The sequence below is a fragment of the Aquiflexum balticum DSM 16537 genome (genome assembly GCF_900176595.1).
In the GTDB taxonomy this organism is placed as follows: Bacteria; Bacteroidota; Bacteroidia; order Cytophagales; family Cyclobacteriaceae; genus Aquiflexum; species Aquiflexum balticum.
The window spans coordinates 1,094,386-1,112,159 of the sequence record NZ_LT838813.1; the positions used below are offsets into that span (position 1 = coordinate 1,094,386).

At 39.2% G+C, this 17,774-nt stretch carries 17 protein-coding genes; 9 read left to right on the plus strand and 8 right to left on the minus strand.

The features are described from left to right. Window positions 1–94: 94 nt before the first annotated feature. From B9A52_RS04820 to B9A52_RS04830, 3 genes are all read right to left on the minus strand, one after another. On the minus strand, window positions 95–2,488 hold the full coding sequence (locus B9A52_RS04820; protein WP_084119233.1) for a hypothetical protein: 2,394 nt from the start codon (window positions 2,486–2,488) through the stop codon (window positions 95–97). Between the two features lie 150 nt (window positions 2,489–2,638). Then, window positions 2,639–2,866 (minus strand): hypothetical protein, encoded by a 228-nt coding sequence (locus tag B9A52_RS04825; RefSeq protein ID WP_084119234.1) that lies wholly within the window; start codon window positions 2,864–2,866, stop codon window positions 2,639–2,641. Window positions 2,867–3,261: 395 nt separating this feature from the next. Beyond that, window positions 3,262–3,975: an SAM-dependent methyltransferase gene (locus B9A52_RS04830; protein ID WP_084119235.1), complete on the minus strand. Its 714-nt coding sequence runs from the start codon at window positions 3,973–3,975 to the stop codon at window positions 3,262–3,264. 63 nt (window positions 3,976–4,038) lie between these two features. Between B9A52_RS04830 and B9A52_RS04835 the strand changes: the two genes are divergently transcribed. Further along, on the plus strand, window positions 4,039–5,385 hold the full coding sequence (locus tag B9A52_RS04835; RefSeq protein WP_084119236.1) for an amidohydrolase family protein: 1,347 nt from the start codon (window positions 4,039–4,041) through the stop codon (window positions 5,383–5,385). Between the two features lie 353 nt (window positions 5,386–5,738). On the opposite strand, the gene B9A52_RS04845 is transcribed toward B9A52_RS04835, so the two are convergent. The 3 genes from B9A52_RS04845 to dusB form a co-directional block, all read right to left on the minus strand. Then, window positions 5,739–6,500 (minus strand): alpha/beta fold hydrolase, encoded by a 762-nt coding sequence (locus tag B9A52_RS04845; protein ID WP_084119238.1) that lies wholly within the window; start codon window positions 6,498–6,500, stop codon window positions 5,739–5,741. A 171-nt stretch (window positions 6,501–6,671) separates the two neighbouring features. Next, entirely contained in the window at window positions 6,672–7,568 is an 897-nt protein-coding gene (locus B9A52_RS04850; RefSeq protein ID WP_084119239.1) for a DMT family transporter, read from the minus strand. A gap of 435 nt (window positions 7,569–8,003) precedes the next feature. After that, window positions 8,004–8,993, minus strand: a complete 990-nt coding sequence (gene dusB, locus B9A52_RS04855; protein ID WP_084119240.1) for a tRNA dihydrouridine synthase DusB — start codon at window positions 8,991–8,993, stop codon at window positions 8,004–8,006. A gap of 37 nt (window positions 8,994–9,030) precedes the next feature. On the opposite strand from dusB, the gene B9A52_RS04860 reads away from it, so the two are divergent. The 6 genes from B9A52_RS04860 to B9A52_RS04890 all read left to right on the plus strand — a co-directional run bounded on the left by B9A52_RS04860 (window position 9,031) and on the right by B9A52_RS04890 (window position 14,372). After that, the gene (locus B9A52_RS04860) at window positions 9,031–9,972 is read left to right on the plus strand and encodes a CPBP family intramembrane glutamic endopeptidase (RefSeq protein ID WP_084119241.1); all 942 of its coding nucleotides are present in this window, start codon (window positions 9,031–9,033) and stop codon (window positions 9,970–9,972) included. After that, window positions 9,965–10,171 (plus strand): putative signal transducing protein, encoded by a 207-nt coding sequence (locus B9A52_RS04865; protein ID WP_084119242.1) that lies wholly within the window; start codon window positions 9,965–9,967, stop codon window positions 10,169–10,171. The genes B9A52_RS04860 and B9A52_RS04865 overlap by 8 nt, the downstream gene beginning before the upstream one ends. Further along, a complete protein-coding gene (locus tag B9A52_RS04870; protein ID WP_231955494.1) occupies window positions 10,155–11,012 on the plus strand; it encodes a phosphatidate cytidylyltransferase in 858 nt (285 codons plus the stop codon). Before B9A52_RS04865 ends, B9A52_RS04870 begins: the two co-directional genes overlap by 17 nt. A 72-nt stretch (window positions 11,013–11,084) precedes the next feature. After that, complete coding sequence (locus B9A52_RS04875) at window positions 11,085–12,362, plus strand: Glu/Leu/Phe/Val family dehydrogenase (RefSeq protein ID WP_084119244.1); 1,278 nt, start codon at window positions 11,085–11,087, stop codon at window positions 12,360–12,362. 73 nt (window positions 12,363–12,435) lie between these two features. Beyond that, window positions 12,436–13,095 carry a phosphatidylserine decarboxylase family protein gene (locus tag B9A52_RS04880; protein ID WP_084119245.1) on the plus strand — a complete coding sequence of 220 codons (660 nt, stop codon included), beginning with the start codon at window positions 12,436–12,438 and terminating at the stop codon, window positions 13,093–13,095. Window positions 13,096–13,475: 380 nt separating this feature from the next. Next, the gene (locus B9A52_RS04890) at window positions 13,476–14,372 is read left to right on the plus strand and encodes a hypothetical protein (protein ID WP_084119247.1); all 897 of its coding nucleotides are present in this window, start codon (window positions 13,476–13,478) and stop codon (window positions 14,370–14,372) included. A gap of 219 nt (window positions 14,373–14,591) precedes the next feature. Here the strand turns inward: B9A52_RS04890 and B9A52_RS04895 are convergent, their stop codons facing one another. Next, entirely contained in the window at window positions 14,592–15,275 is a 684-nt protein-coding gene (locus tag B9A52_RS04895) for a hypothetical protein (RefSeq protein ID WP_084119248.1), read from the minus strand. Window positions 15,276–15,354: 79 nt separating this feature from the next. Further along, on the minus strand, window positions 15,355–15,927 hold the full coding sequence (locus B9A52_RS04900; RefSeq protein WP_231955495.1) for a Crp/Fnr family transcriptional regulator: 573 nt from the start codon (window positions 15,925–15,927) through the stop codon (window positions 15,355–15,357). A gap of 290 nt (window positions 15,928–16,217) precedes the next feature. On the opposite strand from B9A52_RS04900, the gene B9A52_RS04905 reads away from it, so the two are divergent. Then, a complete protein-coding gene (locus tag B9A52_RS04905) occupies window positions 16,218–16,865 on the plus strand; it encodes a DUF4136 domain-containing protein (RefSeq protein WP_084119250.1) in 648 nt (215 codons plus the stop codon). Between the two features lie 3 nt (window positions 16,866–16,868). Then, entirely contained in the window at window positions 16,869–17,498 is a 630-nt protein-coding gene (locus tag B9A52_RS04910; RefSeq protein WP_084119251.1) for a hypothetical protein, read from the plus strand. The last annotated feature ends 276 nt before the right edge of the window (window positions 17,499–17,774 follow it).

Sequence of the window (17,774 nt, forward strand, 5' to 3'; positions counted from 1 at the left end):
AATAAGTCAATTTTGTACCGAAATGAAGTAAAACTTCAGGTCATTTCAGAGATTGGAAATCTCTGAAAATTTTTTTTTACATGAGTAGAGATCATTAATCATCTAAAGCACTGAGTAACTGTTCCATCCCAAAATTTAAAAGGAAATCAGAATAGAAGCTGTCAAATACTTCCCTAATATATTCATCAACGGTAATGTCCTTGTTTTCCCCTTCTTCGGTTTTTTGCATTATCACACCACGGTTTTTTGTAGTCATATAAAGGAATAAGGCATGAAAATACACAGATGCTAGGTATTTTCTTTGTGCAATTTCTATTTGTTCAGAATTGGTTAGTTTTTTTCGATGGTTTAAAAATACTGAACTATCAAGATTGATATAGAGCTTTTCTAACTTGTCTCCTTCAGCTAATGGATAAACAACTGTTTTGTGGTCCATTTCAAAATTTAGTCCCGCCCAATCTTTTTGATGAATTTTGATCAATTCAGGAAGACCTAAGTTGTCAAAATCTTCTTTAGGTTCTTCTACTTTTGCTTTTGCGGATTGGTCAGGTTCAACGATCTTTAAAAATACTATTTCATCCTGAAATGTTTCTCCAGGTCCTTTGAGAGAAGCTTTTATTTCGACTTCGTCCCCTTGATGTAATTCCGTATTGGGATTAAAAGTAATTTTTATAGTCCCTTTTGAAGGGCTGGAAACAACCACATTTAAGACATCCCCAGGTTCAAAAGTTGTACCTGCTTGATCTCCTCCATTTGATTCATTTTTATTTCTTTTCACATTTAAAACCGAAACTTGCAAATCTCCCGGGTCTTCTACTCTGTCAAAATAGTGATCTTCCACATCGGTCTCAAACTTAAGTGATTTTTCCCCACCAATTGGAACATTGAATGTTTGGTTGGTTCCCTTATTATTATAAAGTCTAAAGAAACTTGGATACCGTTCTGGTTTAAATTCCTTTTCCACCTTATTTGGCTTGTTTGGAGTACTTTGATGGGGTTTTGAAACCTTCTTTTTATCTTCTAATTTTAATGTGTTTTGTAGTAATTTAAAAAGTTCACCGTCCTTCGGAAGGTTTTTTGCAAAAGATTTTACCAATTCCTGGGTATCCTCTGATTCAAGTCCAATAGAGTCTTTTCTCTTCTTATTTATCTCCAGTAGTTGTGATTTAGTCAGCTTACTTCTTAAGATTTCCCTAAGCTTGTTTGATTCGTCACCTTGTCTTAATCTATCCCTAGATGCCATAAACAACTCCTTTCGAAATTCGAAATTGAGCTGGGAACAATCTACATTTATTAAAAGATAGTCTTTTAATAAATTGAATTTAAGGCTCCTAGTAATAAATTCCGTTGTGTAATGCCCATGAACTTGTCCATTCATTGAAAACAATACAGACATTCCATTTTTAAAAAAGTTTCGCCTTATGTCATCTTTGGTTTGTTTAACAGTTCTATCTCCGCGCTTAGCCTTAAAAACGTAACATGTGACCTTCATTTTTCCAAAAGACTTATCTGAATAAGTCTCTGAAAACCACTCATCCACATAGTCATTTTCTTCTTCCAATCTCCTCTGAAGACCAAAAGCTGGTAATTCCAAAACTTTGTTATTTGGGTATCTTTCTTTTGTATCAATAGTGAAGAAGGGGAGAACCGGTTTAAATAAAAATTCATTTAGGTTTTGGTTTAAATCCTGGGCAAAACCAGACACGCCTTTCATTTGATAGGAGTAAAGCTTGATGATTGTGCCAGTTTCAAAAGACCTATTAAAAAGTTTTAAATCGAATCTATCTATTTCGAAAGAAGGAATCTGACCATCAATAACTAGGTATTCATACCACGTGTTTTTTTTATAGGTCTGTTCTTCCTTTGAAAGTGGATGTTCTCTAACTAAAGTGAAACCAAACTTTCCCGTTTTATCGTATCTCTTCGAGGCGATCAATTGGTACCCTTTTTTTCCGCAGAATACAATTGCCCCACTACCACCCATATTGTATTTACCTTGAACAAACTGTATTTCGTTTTTATTTCCTCTTACTAGTGAGAGAAAAGTGCTTTCAAAATCTTCAGGATGTTGCCCTTCTCCATTGTCGTAAATAATTACGGCACTTTCTTTTGTTGGCCCATCTGCCAATATTTGGATTTCTTCAGCCTGTTTTCTTCTATTTGTGGGTAAATCCCAAGACTTTGAACTATCACCATAAAAATAACTAATTGCATCATCCATCGATTTAGGAGCCTCTAAACCTTTGGGATTAACCCCTTTTTCAAGACATTTTTTCATAAGAATTGCATCAATAGAGTTTGTGACTTTCTCAACCAATGCTGCAATAGGGTTTGATTGTTGGTTCTCTATAATACTGAAATTCGACTCTATTTGGCCAATATGTTTCCAATTCTCATTCTTAAAAAAATCAGGATATTCTACTATAATCTCATCAACAAAAGCCTCTGTTTCAGCTTTAAATAATTTCTCGAAAATTAATTTTACCATAGTCAACAATCATTTTAGGTGAAACAAAAAGTAATGATATTAAAAAAAAGTCTAATGATTAAAACTATTGACAAAATTATAAAAATCATTTTTTTCTTCAGAGTGTTTGGTGTTTTTGATATTTTGAAAAATTATCTTACCATAATTTTATCAGTTTATACAAACAGCGTTTGCATTTCTTTCAATTCCTAAGGATTTGGACTCTTTAGAAATTGGCCAATAGGTGTGCCCGTCATAATTACCTTTACTTGGAAAAAATTTTACAGGAACATAGTGATTGCCTTCATCATCGGTACTGGCTAAAACTTGCAATTGAAGAGCATCCGGATTTTCTTTGACGAACTTGTTTAGGAGTTGGAGATATTTTTTGAGTGTCATATGTAAAAAGATTTTAATGTGGATAAGTATTATAAATTTTTGTCAATATCATTGACAACCAACACTTTATAAGTTATAAGAATTTTTGTTTTTTGAAAATTATTTACATAAAAAATTCTCAAAATTTTATTCAACTTAGCCAAACCATCTTCCACGCCCATATCCACCTGATTCCCCGTTACCGGGGAGATGTGGATAACCCTCTCGGAGGAGTTCGGGGAGTGGTGACGGAGAAGAAGGGATATCCCTAAAAGTAAAGTAAACAGTAGTTGAAGGAATCAAACATCCGAATTATATCTTTTTCATTCCTGAAATGAATAAAATTACCTCTCAATTTACAAATTGTAAATTACAATTTGTAAATCAATGTACCCTTTATCCTGTAAAATCTCCCTTCATTTGGGTACATACAAAATAAACACCACAGGGACCTTATGTAGATCAAGTTTGGTTTTTCTCCAATCCTGAATGGTCTTTGTCTGAATGAATTCATCAGAACCTGTCAGGTTTTTAGCGATACACAATTTGGTCTGGGGTGACAGGGTGGATTTCAAATCCTCAAAAAGATGGTTGTTCCTAAATGGCGTTTCCATAAAAATCTGGGTTTTGTTGTGCCGGGCAGACTCCCCTTCCAATTGCTTGATGGCATTGATTCTGTCCTGTTTCTCAATAGGAAGATAGCCATGGAAAGCAAATGATTGTCCATTGAACCCTGAACCCATGAGGGCCAAGAACATAGAACTGGGACCTGTCAAGGGGACCACCTGTATTTTCTTTTCATGGGCATAAGCGACTGCCGCCGAACCCGGGTCAGCAATACCCGGACAGCCTGCTTCGGACATCACACCCACATCCACGCCTGCAAACAATGGCTTCATGATTCTTTCCAGTTCAGCGGGCTTTGTTTTCTTATCCAAAATTTCGAACTGCAAGTCCTCAATGGTAATACCCAATTTCAGACTACTGATAAACCTCCTTGCAGTACGCACATTTTCAACCAGATAATACTTCGTATTCTTGACAATCTCTCTTGTTCCAAGATTGATAATTTTCTCAGCTGAATTTTCTGCCAATACAGTTGGGATAAGGTATAATTTTCCTACTTTCATTTTGTTAAAGCTATCACAATAATAATTGAAAATGATTTAAGCCTCATCCTTTCTATCAATATTATGCGCAAAGAAAAATTCATAATCATCCACCTCATCTTATTATTCATCACTTTGCCGTTTATGTCTCAGGCCCAAAATATAAAAGCTTTGGTGGGAGGCACTTTGATTGATGGATTTGGTGGACCGCCTTTAAGAAATTCTGTGATCATTATTGAAAATGAAAGAATTAAAGAAATCGGGCAGGTCAACAATACGGCGATTCCGGAGGGTGCAGAAGTAATTTCCACAGAAGGAATGTCTGTCATGCCGGGTCTTTGGGACATGCATGTGCACCTTATGATCAATGGTCACAGTAATTACACCCATTGGGACAGTACTTATATAGGAATTTTTGAATCCGTGATTATGCCCTCTTCAGCACATCAACTCCTGCTTGCAGGAGTCACAAGCGCCCGTGATTTGGGTGCCCCATTGGAGGCAAGTATCAATGTAAGAGACAGGATCAATAATGGCGAAATTCCAGGCCCTACGATCTATGTATCCGGACCATTTATACAAAAAGAACCCTACCCCGGCACAAAGGCATTCCGTTGGGGAGTCAATGGTCCTGCTGATGCCAGGGAAAAAGTCAAGAAATTGGTGGATGCAGGAGTAGATGTAATTAAGTTGATTGACCATGATGAAATGACTTTTGAGGAGGCCAAAGCTGTGGTGGATGAAGCGCATAAATACGGGAAATCTGTCGTCGCACATTCACATCGACCCGATGAAATCAGAATCGGAATGAAAATAGGAGTAGACTGCTTTGAACATACAGGACTTTCGTCTGCACCGGAATATCCTGAGGACATCATTGACCTCATCAAAGAACGTACTGCGAAAATGAACATGGGGCCTTTGTTCTGGACACCAACCGTGGAAGTATTGTACAATTATGAATACATGCGCAACAATCCTGAAAACTTAGATGATCCATCCTGGCATTTGGGGCTGCCTGATTCGGTCATCAGAGATATCAGGGCTTCACAGAGGTATCCAGGAAGAATGCCTTATTTCCAACTTACGCCTGTCAGAAAACCGACTTTGGAAAGAAAAATCAACCAACTCAAAGATGCCGGTGTGGTCCTGATGATAGGAACCGACAGTGGCATCCCTATGAAATTCCACAGCCAAAGCACCTGGAATGAATTGGATGTGTGGGTCAATGAGTTTGGATTTGATCCCATGCTGACCATCAAAGCTGCCACCTATTGGCCTGCTGTAGCTATGAGAGTTGAGAATGATTATGGCACCGTCAGCGAAGGAAAATACGCAGATATCATCGCAGTGAAAGGAGATGTCCTCCGCCACATCAGCTTATTGCAAAATGTGGATATGGTGATCAAACATGGGAAAAAGGTGAAGTGAGAAGCAAGATTCAAGACACAAGACGCAAGACATAAGATGCAAGACATAAGATGCAAAGCCTGTCCCGAGGTAAAAAGGGGAATCAAGACTGAGGGAAAGTTTGATTCTTTGGTTCTCTCAGAAATTCCCTTTGACCTTTGCGTACCCATTTCGTCCTTTGCGGTTAAACATATTTTTCTAACCGCAAAGAGTGCAAAGAATTTTAGGGCAGGGGATTATCCTCTTTTAGGCGTAGAGTTGCCTTTCGAGACAGGCGGGGCATACTTGCAGTAAATAGTCTATGTGCGCTATGCGGACTATGGGATAATAACTTATCTCTTATCAAAATCTTCGAGGTCTGAAAGCCTAAAAGATTAGCGTAGAAAAGCCCTGACCGTTTCCACTACAGCAGCAGGCTGTTCGGCGTGCAGCCAATGACCGGCATTTTTGATGAAAATGACATGACTGTTCGGAAACATCTTTGAAATATCCTCCTTGTCCTGTTCAGTGATATAATCAGAATTCTCCCCTCCCATGAAAAGCGTAGGTTTGTCGAAGGTTTTATCTGAAACAATTTCTTCCCCGACATTATCGATTTTCTCCGTGATCACCGGAAGATTGATTTTCCACATAAATCCACCTGACTCATTTCTTCCCAGACTTTTTAGCAAAAACTGACGGATACCGGGTATCTTGATATATGTTGAAAGGATATCATCCGCCTCTTTTCTTGATTTTAGTTCATTGATCGGAATAGCATTCAGCCCTTCCAGAATCCTTTGATGATGTACGGGATAAAATCTTGGTGCTATGTCCGCAACAATCAATTTATTGACTTTTTCAGGATATTTGAAACCAAATTTCATGACCGTCTTTCCTCCCATGGAATGTCCCATCAGGTTGGCTTTTTCGAGCCCCTCCCCATCCATCAGCTCTTTTATATCATCCGCCATCACCTCATAATTCCAATCCGCACTTTGTGGAGAATCCCCATGGTTTCTCTGATCTACCAGATAAAGGGTGAAATCTTTTTCCAGTTCCTTGGCTATACTGAACCAATTATCAGCAGAACCGAACAAGCCATGCAAAATAATCAGTGGTTCTCCGCTGCCGGATTTTTTAAAATTGAGTTTCATAAATGTTTTAGTCTCAAATAGTAAGTAGAAATGACAAGTTTATATTTTAGAAAGAATTTTTTGACCGATGACCGATGTCAGATGACCGAGGTTGCCCATTGCTTTTAAATAGGGGAGCTATGTTAAATCAACCATATGTTTTTTGATTTGCTGATTTCAACTATTGTCAAATCACCTCCTATTCCCTATCCAAACTCCAAAAATAACAGCAAGGATCCCAAAATAGTGTCCTGCCAACAAAACTTCTCCATCAAGCAATCCCCACATAATGGCTACAACCGGGATCAGGTAGGTTACAGAACTCGCAAAAACCGTAGTAGCTACCTTGACCATGACATTGAACAGGATCAAGGCCAATGCGGTACCTACAATGCCCAAGATGGCAAGATATCCTGCTGCTTGAACTGCACCTTCTACATGTAATATCTTAAATGAAAATTGTGTAGAGGTAAAAAGATAAATCAAGGCCAAGGGTAAAACAAAAGATAAAGAAATGGCTGTGATTGCAACTGGTTTCAATTCCACAAATCGATATTTGATAATGTTCAAATTAAGCCCATAACAGGCACAGGCCAATAGCACCAATAAGGCATAGGCATTGATCTCGGAAAAATTCCCTATTCCTCCTTCTTTGACCATCATAAGGATTAAGACTCCGATGAAGGCAATAACCAAACCAATCCCATTTCTCCTGGTAATCCTGGACTTAAAAAACAAAGCCCCTATGATTACCACAAAAAGCGGTGTCATGGCATTGAATACTCCGGTAAGTGAACTGCTGAGTTGGGTTTGGGCCTTTGCAAATAAAAAGGCTGGGATAAAACTCCCTACCAAACCAACAATGATGAGATTTTTGACCTGCCGTTTATTCAGTCCTTTTAATCTTGGCAAAGAAAGTGGCAATAATACCAATCCTGCAAATACAATCCTCAAAGCGCCAACTTCACCCGGGGAATAAACTTCCAAGCCTCTTTTGATCAGGATAAAAGAACTCCCCCACACCAAGGCCAAAATAATGAGAAAGCCCCAAGCTTTCAGGGTACTCTCAGACTGCAAATCTCTTTCCATCTAGGAATTGGGTGATTGGTTTGGCATGCTGGCAATTCGTTAATAATATGTTCAGAAAAGAAATGACATCAAAGCGGGTTTAAGACCTCTCTCCCGTACTGTTGTCGGGATCGAGGTGACAAGGCAAAGTTTTCTATGGTCTTGAATGCATTTTACAGTTCAAGGGTTTAAATCTCCAAATCTGTCATTGGTAGTTTTTAAAATTTGGCATTTACAGAAAGGAAATGACATCAAAGCGGGCTGCAGACCTCTCCTTACGTCGAGGTGACAAGGCAAGGTTCTTTCTAGTCTTCAATGCTATTTGCAGTTCTTAACCATCAATTCCTAAATCTGTCAATGGTATTCTCGTGACAAGCTTTGGACCTTGTCTTGGTTCTTGTCTCTTGGTTCTTGATTCTTGTCTATTGTCTCTTGTCTCTAAACTCTCGCTTCTCCTCAAAACTGATAATCCGCATAAACCTCTCCCACCTCTTCCAAAAGGGCTACGACTTCCTGATAACTTTCAGCTGTAACCATCTGTGTACGGAATGGTTTGAAATTCGGCATACCTCTGAAATAGTTGGTATAGTGTCTTCTCATTTCCAGTATACCCTGTTTTTCACCTTTCCACTCTACCGAAAAATCCAGGTGTTTTTTGGTGACTCTGATTCTTTCTCCAAGATCCGGTCCAGCAAGCTTTTCACCTGTGGCAAAAAAATGTTTGATCTCATTGAAAATCCAGGGATAGCCAATGGAAGCCCTCCCAATCATCATTCCATCCACATTATATTTCTCACGGTATTCCTTGGCCCTTTCAGGGGTGTCAATGTCTCCATTTCCAAAAACCGGGATATGTAACCTGGGATTGTCTTTGACCAAATTCAAATAAGACCAATCTGCCTCCCCTTTATACATCTGCTGACGGGTACGGGCGTGAATACTGATGGCCTGAATACCCACATCCTGTAACCTTTCCGCAACCTCCACAATCCTGATAGTATCTTGGGACCAACCCAGCCGGGTTTTGACAGTAACGGGAATATTTACGCTTTTTACTATTTCAGCAGTCATTCTGACCATTTTATCAATGTCCAGCAAAATCCCGGCACCGGCACCTTTACAGGCCACTTTATTGACAGGACAGCCATAGTTGATATCCAACATATCGGGGCCAGCTTCCTCCACAATGCTTGCGGCTTCGCGCATGGATTCAATTTCATTTCCAAAAATCTGAATGCCTATGGGCCTTTCGTATTCGAATATATCGAGTTTCTGAACACTTTTGACGGCATCTCTGATCAGTCCTTCAGAACTGATAAATTCCGTGTACATCAGGTCAGCACCGTTTTCTTTACAGACTGCCCTGAAGGGCGGATCGCTGACATCTTCCATCGGTGCCAGAAGCAGAGGAAATTCCCCTAATTCCAAGTTTCCTATTTTTACCACTTCGTAATTGTAATTTTCGTGTAAATTTACCGCAATTATGGAGATTTATAACACCCAAAACCCCATTGCATCCAAAAGTAATTGGCTTTTATCATTTGTTATGATGGTTCTTATCACCTTTGGAGTATTGATTTTGATGCAAGGACTGGGACTTTTATTGATAAAACCGCTTTTTGGAATTCCGATTGATGAAATGATGTCGCTATTTACAGGTCAATCAGAAAACTCTGAAGGCAGGATGGCTTTCTTATTTGTTCAAGGGTTAGGTACTGGATTCGGGTTTATCGTTGCAGCCCTCATTATTGCCAAAGTCGTCGACAAAGCTGATTTGGGTTTTCAACAACAAATGGGCCGTTTTAAGTTCATTGGGCTGGCCATTACCGTATTGGTGATGTTTGGTGGGATATTGTTCAATGGACTGCTGATAGATTGGAATGCCAATATCACCTTACCGGAAAGCCTGAGCCACATAGAAAAAATGATGCGTGAAAAGGAAGATGAACTGATGTTGCTGACCAAATACCTGACTGATTTTGACAGCTTTTCTGAATTCCTGATGGGACTGTTGGTCATTGGTTTACTTGCAGGCTTGGGAGAGGAACTTCTCTTCAGGGGAGTACTTCAGCCAAAATTGCAATTTTACACAGGCAATGCCCACATGGGGATTTGGCTAGTGGCATTTATCTTCTCCGCCATTCACCTTCAGTTTTATGGGTTTTTCCCAAGAATGCTTTTAGGAGCTATATTCGGATACTTGTACCACTATTCGGGCAGCCTTGTTTATCCGGTCATTGCACATATTCTCAACAATAGTTTTACTGTAATTTTGGTATATTTAAATAAATTGGGAAAAATAAACTTTAATATTGAAGAATCGGATCAGGTTTCATTGCCCTTTGCGCTTCTTGGCTTGGTCATTTTGTTAATCGGCTTAAAGCTATTTAGAGATAAATCCCATAACAATCCCGCTCATGGATAACTGGCAAAAAGTATTCGCAGACGCTTCCCCGGTCAGGGCCGAAATAGTAAAATCGGTTTTGGAAGAGAATGAAATAGCCGCAGTGGTACTGAATAAGAAAGAATCCGTGTATCAGATTCATGGCCAATATGAGGTAATGGTTCAGAAAAATGAATTTTTGAAGGCGCTAAACATAGTAAAATATGAGATCTCCTTTTAGGATGAGAGAACGCTTCAATATCAATAATTACAGCAATCTCGGGCAGAGAGTGATTACAGGTCTTGTAGGTGCAGGGATTATTGTGGCAGGTTCATATTATAGTCCATGGCTGTATTTTATCATATTTGCACTGATTTTGGGATTTGCACAAATGGAGTTTTATAAGCTGTCAGGATTGGATGGGATGCTTCCTTTAAAAAGTTTTGGAACCTTCCTGGGCGTAACCATTTTTGCACTTTCGTTTTTTATCGGTATGGAACGCTTGGAGGAGAAATATTACTTTCTGATCTTCCCTTTGGCCTCCTTGGTGTTTTTCATCAAACTGTATCGAAAATCGGACAAAAAGCCTTTTACAGGAATTGCCTTTACCTTTTTGGGAATATTCTATGTGGCAGTCCCCTTTTCATTACTTAATGTTGCCGCTTTTTCCGTAGATGGATCCTTTCACTATGAGATTATCATCGGATCACTTTTGATCCTTTGGGCGAGTGATTCCGGCGCTTATTTTGCAGGAACCAAGTTCGGAAAGACCAAACTCTTTGAAAGGGTTTCACCAAAAAAATCCTGGGAAGGATTCTTGGGCGGAGCGGCATCTGCTTACCTGATTGCTTATTTTTTGGGCATATATTTCAACTCCATACCCGAATGGCAATGGTTGGGAGTGGCTACTATTATTATCATAGCGGGGACTTATGGAGACCTGATTGAATCACTTTTCAAACGAAGTATAGAGATAAAGGATTCAGGAAAATCCCTACCTGGACATGGTGGCTTTATGGACCGTTTTGATGGATTGCTATTATCCGCCCCATTTATAGCTGCATTTTTGAAAATCTTCTAAAATTACCCCTTGGTTATTATAAAAACTCCTTAATATTGTACCAAATTTCATAGTCAACTAAATAAACCCAATATGGCTTACATTGAACCGGCCCCAATCAAGGACATGGAAAATCCTTTGGAGTCAATGATGGAAAGATTTAACATCGCCGCAGAAAAACTTGGACTCTCAAACGAGGTTTACAATGTGCTGAAAAATCCCGCCAAGCAAGTAATCGTGTCTTTGCCCATAACCATGGACAGTGGCAAAATTCAGGTTTTTGAGGGTATCAGGGTAATCCACTCCAATATCCTCGGTCCTGCCAAAGGCGGAATCCGATTTGCTCCTGACGTACACCTTGATGAAGTTAAAGCACTTGCTGCTTGGATGACCTGGAAATGTGCGGTCGTGGATATACCATACGGAGGAGGTAAAGGCGGTGTACGATGCAATCCGAGGGAAATGTCTGCCGGAGAAATTGAAAGACTGATGCGGGCCTATACCTTGGCTATGATTGATGTGTTTGGACCTGACAAGGATATTCCTGCACCGGACATGGGAACGGGTCCCCGGGAAATGGCTTGGTTGATGGATGAATATTCAAAAGCACATGGAATGACGGTGAACGCTGTTGTTACCGGTAAACCACTGGTTTTGGGAGGTTCATTGGGAAGAACAGAGGCCACGGGACGTGGGGTCATGGTAACTGCCCTTGCCGCAATGCAAAAATTGAAAATCAATCCTTTTCAGGCATCCTGTGCCGTTCAGGGATTTGGAAATGTGGGTTCCTGGGCAGCTTTGTTGTTGGAAGAAAGGGGCCTGAGAGTTGTCGCGATTTCTGATATTTCCGGAGCATACCACAATGAAAACGGTATCAATATCCAAGAAGCCATTACCTACAGGGACAACAATAAAGGAACATTGGAAGGATTCAAAGGAGCAGAAAAACTCACTGATCCCATGGAAATATTGGAGTTGGAAGTGGATGTTCTCGTGCCTGCCGCGGTAGAAGACGTGATCACCATCAAAAATGTGGATAAAATCAGGGCCAAACTGATCGTTGAAGGTGCCAATGGCCCGACTTCAGCAAAAGCAGATGCCATCATCAACGAAAAAGGAATCATGGCCGTACCTGATATCCTGGCAAATGCCGGCGGTGTAACTGTTTCCTATTTTGAATGGGTACAAAACCGATTGGGCTACAAATGGACTGCAGAACGCGTAAACAGAAGGTCGGACAGAATCATGAAAGATGCTTTTGACCACGTTTATGAAGCATCGGTGAAATACGATGTCCCCATGAGAATTGCTGCTTATATCGTTGCAATAGATAAAGTTGCAAAAACCTATACCTTTAGGGGTGGATTCTAATCCCGCCTGAAAAGAAAGTTTATTATATTTGGGCTGTGGATGGAAACATTCACAGCCTTTTAAATTTGCTATCATGTCTATACATAAAGAAGGAAGAAAATTACTGTTTTGGCTATTGCTTATACTAGCCGGTCTTAATTTTGGTTTATCCCAAATCATTCCTGAACAGGAAACTGTTTTGAATCTTGTGCTGCTTGTCAGTATCGTCTTTTATATTCTTATTCTTCAATTTTTCCGGAATCCTTACGTTCCGCTTCCCAATGAGGATAAACTTGTCTTTGCACCAGCAGATGGAAAGGTGGTGGTCATAGAAGAAACTACCGAAAATGAATACCTTCATGAAAGAAGGATTCAGGTATCTATTTTCATGTCTCCCATCAATGTACACGTCAACCGCTCGCCCATCAAGGGCATTGTGGAATATTTCAAATACCATCCGGGAAAATATCTTGTAGCCTGGCATCCAAAATCCAGCCTTGAAAATGAAAGAACCACCATGGTTCTCAAACATCCCAATGGAGTGAAAATCCTGGTAAGGCAGATTGCCGGGGCCTTGGCAAGAAGGATCAAATGGTATGTAAAGGAAGGATCACCATTGCCACAGGGCGGGGAATTCGGATTTATCAAATTCGGATCAAGAGTAGACGTATTCCTCCCCTTGGATGCAGAAGTTTTGGTCAGTATTGATGAAAAAACCAAGGGCGGAAAAACCCCGATCGCGAGGTTGAAATGATTGTGCTCCTCGAGATTTGCAATCGCGAGGACAGATGAATGGAATTTGCAATTCCATAGACTCAAATCGGACTGATACCAGGATTACAAATCCTGTTTATCTGGATTCGCCATTACAAATGTCGAATAGCGCTCCTCGGGATTTGAAATCCCGAGGACAGATGAAGGGAATTTGCAATTCCCAATTGCTCAATTCGGATTGTTACCAGGATTAGAAATCCCGAAGATAGAGCTTGAAATCTGTCCTATTGAACAAAATTTTAAAAAAGTTAAAACCTGTTAGGAAGAAAAAACCTAACAGGTTTTTTTTTTCAAAAAAAATTGACAGCATACTATAAAAACCATATATTTAGTTAAAAAAACCATAAACCATAAAATCCTATGAAAAAAAACAAAATTAATTCCTTGATGTGTATTCTTTGGGTGGCATTATTTTTTAGTTGCCAAACCGAAGATCAAGTCCTGCAAAATATGGCAGAAGGTGATTTTCTTGATGAAAATTTAATTTCCAGTAATGCTTTTGATGAAGATGTTCTTAAAGTTTTTAGGTATTTCAATGATAATTCTGATGTTCACAATTTTGAATTACAGAAACAATTTGAATTACTAAAGGATTATTTTGAGCAAAATAATATCCCATACAATTTCAGGGATTTTAATCTGAATTCATTAGGAACTGGGGAAGAGTTAAAACTGGGCGGAAATGCAGTCTTAACAAATGAAATAGATTTCATTGATAACATTATTGAGTCAAGCCAAAACTTTGAAGAGGCTTTAATTTTGTTAAATGAATATTCTTCTAAGCTTTCAAATAATCAAATAAATTTAAACTCGGACGAGAAGAATATGGTATTATCTCATTTAGAGGCTACCAAATTTCTTTTTTTCTCTGATCCTGGAAAGACATATATCAATAAAATGAGGGATGCCCAATATCCAAATGGAGAAATAGAAAATTCGAGATTAATAATTGTTGGAGGTCAAAATTTCATAAATTTTGCTTGGTTTGTTTATTATACTGCAAAGTGTGTAAAAGGAGATATAATCGCTTGCTTTAGAGCAGCATATTACTTTCAAAAAATTATAGATTCAGGAGGATTTGTTGATCCCTGTCAAAACAGCACCAATCCTTGTTGTGGCGTTAGTTGTGTCCCTTCCCATTACTGTAATCAAAATGGTAATTGTGTACCATTACCGGATTTTCAAGGTTGCCCAAATGTTCCTTGCCCCCCAGATCATTTATGTCGATCTTCTGATGGGACATGCATTCCTATTTGATTTAAAATTGTCAAAGGCTATTTTATATTGAAGGTTACCAGATTGTGGTAACCTTCATTTTGTTTAAATAATATAATTCTATCACAACACTTTGAATAAGTTTTTAAAAAAATTTGAATTTTGATTCTTTTTTCTCTCCGTCGGATTTTTCATGTCTAACCCTGATTTTTGGAATATGAAAAATTAGGAGAAAAGTAAAAATTCTAACAATATTGGTTTTCACTGAAAAGCCCAACCTATAAAAATACCGTAGTTAGGCTTAAACTCTTTTTCAGGTCCATATTGATCCAAATTTGCCCCCAGGCCGAAATTAAAAGCCTCTTTTTTTAATCCTGCACGTAGTTGTAAAAAGCTTCTTGCGTGGTGGTTTGCCACAGTATTATGAATATACAGGTATTGAAGCCTGGTGTAGAGGTTAAGTTTGGCACTGATCTGTGGTTTATATTCATAAATGCCAAAAAGCTCTATGTTTCGACTTGAATTGAGAAAAACTGATGCAATCGAAACTGCTACCCATTCTTTAGTGGCAATCGAATGCTGCAATCCGACTAAGGGTGACAGCCCGACTCTGTTATTTATGGTGGTTCCTGTGATAACACTGAAGTTTTTATAAAAATTGTAATTGATCAACACCGGCATCACCAAATCCAGATCTTCTAAGTCATTGCCGTAATCCGAAGAAAATGTGGATACTGACAAAAATCCAAATTTGCTGTCAGGGGTAAATTTCTTTTTTACTACCATTTGAAAAAACAACCTTTCGTGACCGGCCATAAATTCTACAGGAGTGGGCACTTTAGGGACAAAGGTTTGAGAAAATACTTGGGAAATAAAGCCTGTTGCTATACTTATCCCCAGAAAAAATTGAATTAGCCTGAATTTTAATGATTTAAGGATTTTCATGAGATTTGTATGTTTTTACTTCTACAAATCTCAGGCTTCTTAAGAAATTAAATATTGCTCTATGTCAAGGTTTTAACTCTTATAGACTTGCCTTAAGCCTACTCAGTGTATAGGGCGTGATGCCTAAGTAGCTTGCCACTACTTTATTCGAAAGCCTGCTGAGGATTTTGGGCTGATGCTTCAACAACCATCTTACCCTTTCCAGACTGTCGGCACCCTGAAAGTCATAAATACGCTTTTGGGTAGTGATATAGGCTGATTCCAAAATGTTCCTATACACTTTATTGACTGCAGGTTCTGTTTCTACCAATTGATAAAAGTCCTCCTTGTAAATTCTCAGCACCGTGGTTTTTTCCAAAGTTTGAATGTTTTCAAAAGCAGGCTGACCTGTAATCAGGCTCGTGAAACTGGTGCCAAATTTCCCCTCAAAGGCAATGTATCTTGTGTTTTCCACACCATCTTTGTTGGTAGAAAAAAGCCGCATACAACCGGAAACAACGAAGTAGTTGTATTTACATACTTCTCCTTCCCGGAGTAGAAAGGTGTTTTTCTTGAAGGTCTCTTCTACAAAGTATGGCGCAATTTTTTCCAAAGCCAGGTCATCGACATTGGTGTGTTGCTTAAAATATTGGCTAAGTAAGGGATGCATCATTCCAATTTCGGGATTTTTCTTTTAAAATCTATTTGATCTAAAAAAGAAACATTTAGATCAATGCTCCTCAATGCTCCTCGTGATTTGCAATCGCGAGGACAGATGAATGGAATTTATAATTCCGGTTGTCCTATATCGGACTGATACCAGGATTACAAATCCTGTTTATCTGGGATTCGATACCGATAGCTATCGGTACAAATGGCGAATAGCAATAATTTGAGAAATGATTTAAAAATTAAAGGTGAATTTAGAGTTTATGTCTAGATTTGCCTTCAAATTATCCTCCAATGAAAAAACTATCAGAACTGTTTAAGGGGCTCACTTTTGTTTCCATCCTGCTGTTCAGCAGCTGCTACCCCATCGAACCGGAATTTGTATCAGATTTTGATTCAGTATTTACCGAAATATCAGACCCTGATTTTGATTTCAGCAATCCTGCCATCAATACTTACTATTTGGCAGATACAGTAATTGTTTTAACTGATCCCAATGCATCAGATACAAACCTTGAAGTGGATTTGGACCTTGTTTTGAATCGGGTACGATTCAATATGAACCAAGCAGGTTACACTGAAATTATAGATAATAATTTAGCTACACAGGCTGACTATCTTGTTTTGGTAAGTGTAAACCGATCTGACAACTATTTCTCCACCTGGTGGGGAGGTTGGGGCGGCTGGGGTGGCTGGGGTGGCTGGGGCTGGGGCGGCTGTTGCTTCTTTCCGCCTCAAATCACTACCTCCAATATCCGCACCGGTGCAATTATAGTAGAACTTCTGGACGGAAAATCACTTCCACAACGAAACGAAATTATACCTGAGGTATGGTATGGTGTTGGATCAGGTCTATTCACTGGCAACAACACAAACCTAACCAACCGCACATTGGGAGCTATCGATCAAATGTTTTTACAATCACCTTACCTTACCCGTTAAACGATGAAAAAATTACTGGTTTTTATAGCAATCCTCACTTTTGGTATTTCAGCAAATGCCCAAACTGAAAAAATTCGGGTGCCAAACTTCCGGGTAAATAACTTTCGGATGAACTATGATGTGGCCGTTCCTCTTGGTAAAATGTCGGATGATTTCATCAATCAAATGTCCTGGCGCGGGGTAAGTATAGAAAACCGCTGGTCTGTTAAACCCAATGTTTCTGTTGGATTTTTGCTCGGATGGCAGGTTTTTGCCCAACGCTTTGATAATTTCACGCAAGAATTGAACGATGGCAATGCCGCTATTAATGGAAATCAGTTTCGAACGATAAACACATTCCCGATTCAGGGGAATGTTCATTATTACTTTGGAGAAAATGTGGGTGCTTTGCCGTGGGTGGGAATGGGAATCGGAACCGCTCATTCCAATCAAGTACTGCAAGTGGGTTTTTATGAAGTTCAAAGAAAGTTCATGAGTTTTTCCTTAACCCCACAAGCAGGAATTGACCTTCCTATCGATAAAGTTACCTCAGTGACTTTAAGTACGCGCTACAATTTCTTTCTCCATGGCAATCAGCCCTTCAACTATTCGTTTATGGTGTTTAGTATCGGGATAAAGCAAAGCTATTATTAGAAATTTATGACTTTGTTCCTCGGGATTTGAAATCCCGAGTACAGATGAATGGAATTTGTAATTCCCAAATGATCAAACCTGACCGATACCAGGATTACAAATCCTGTTTATCTGGATTCGCCATTGCAAATGACGAATAGCGGCTCCCCGGGATTTGAAATCGAGGGGACAGATGAAGGGAATTTGCAATTCCGCTTGTTCCATATCAGACTGATACCAGGATTACAAATCCTGATTATCTGGGATTCGACATTACAAATGTCGAATAGCGGATTA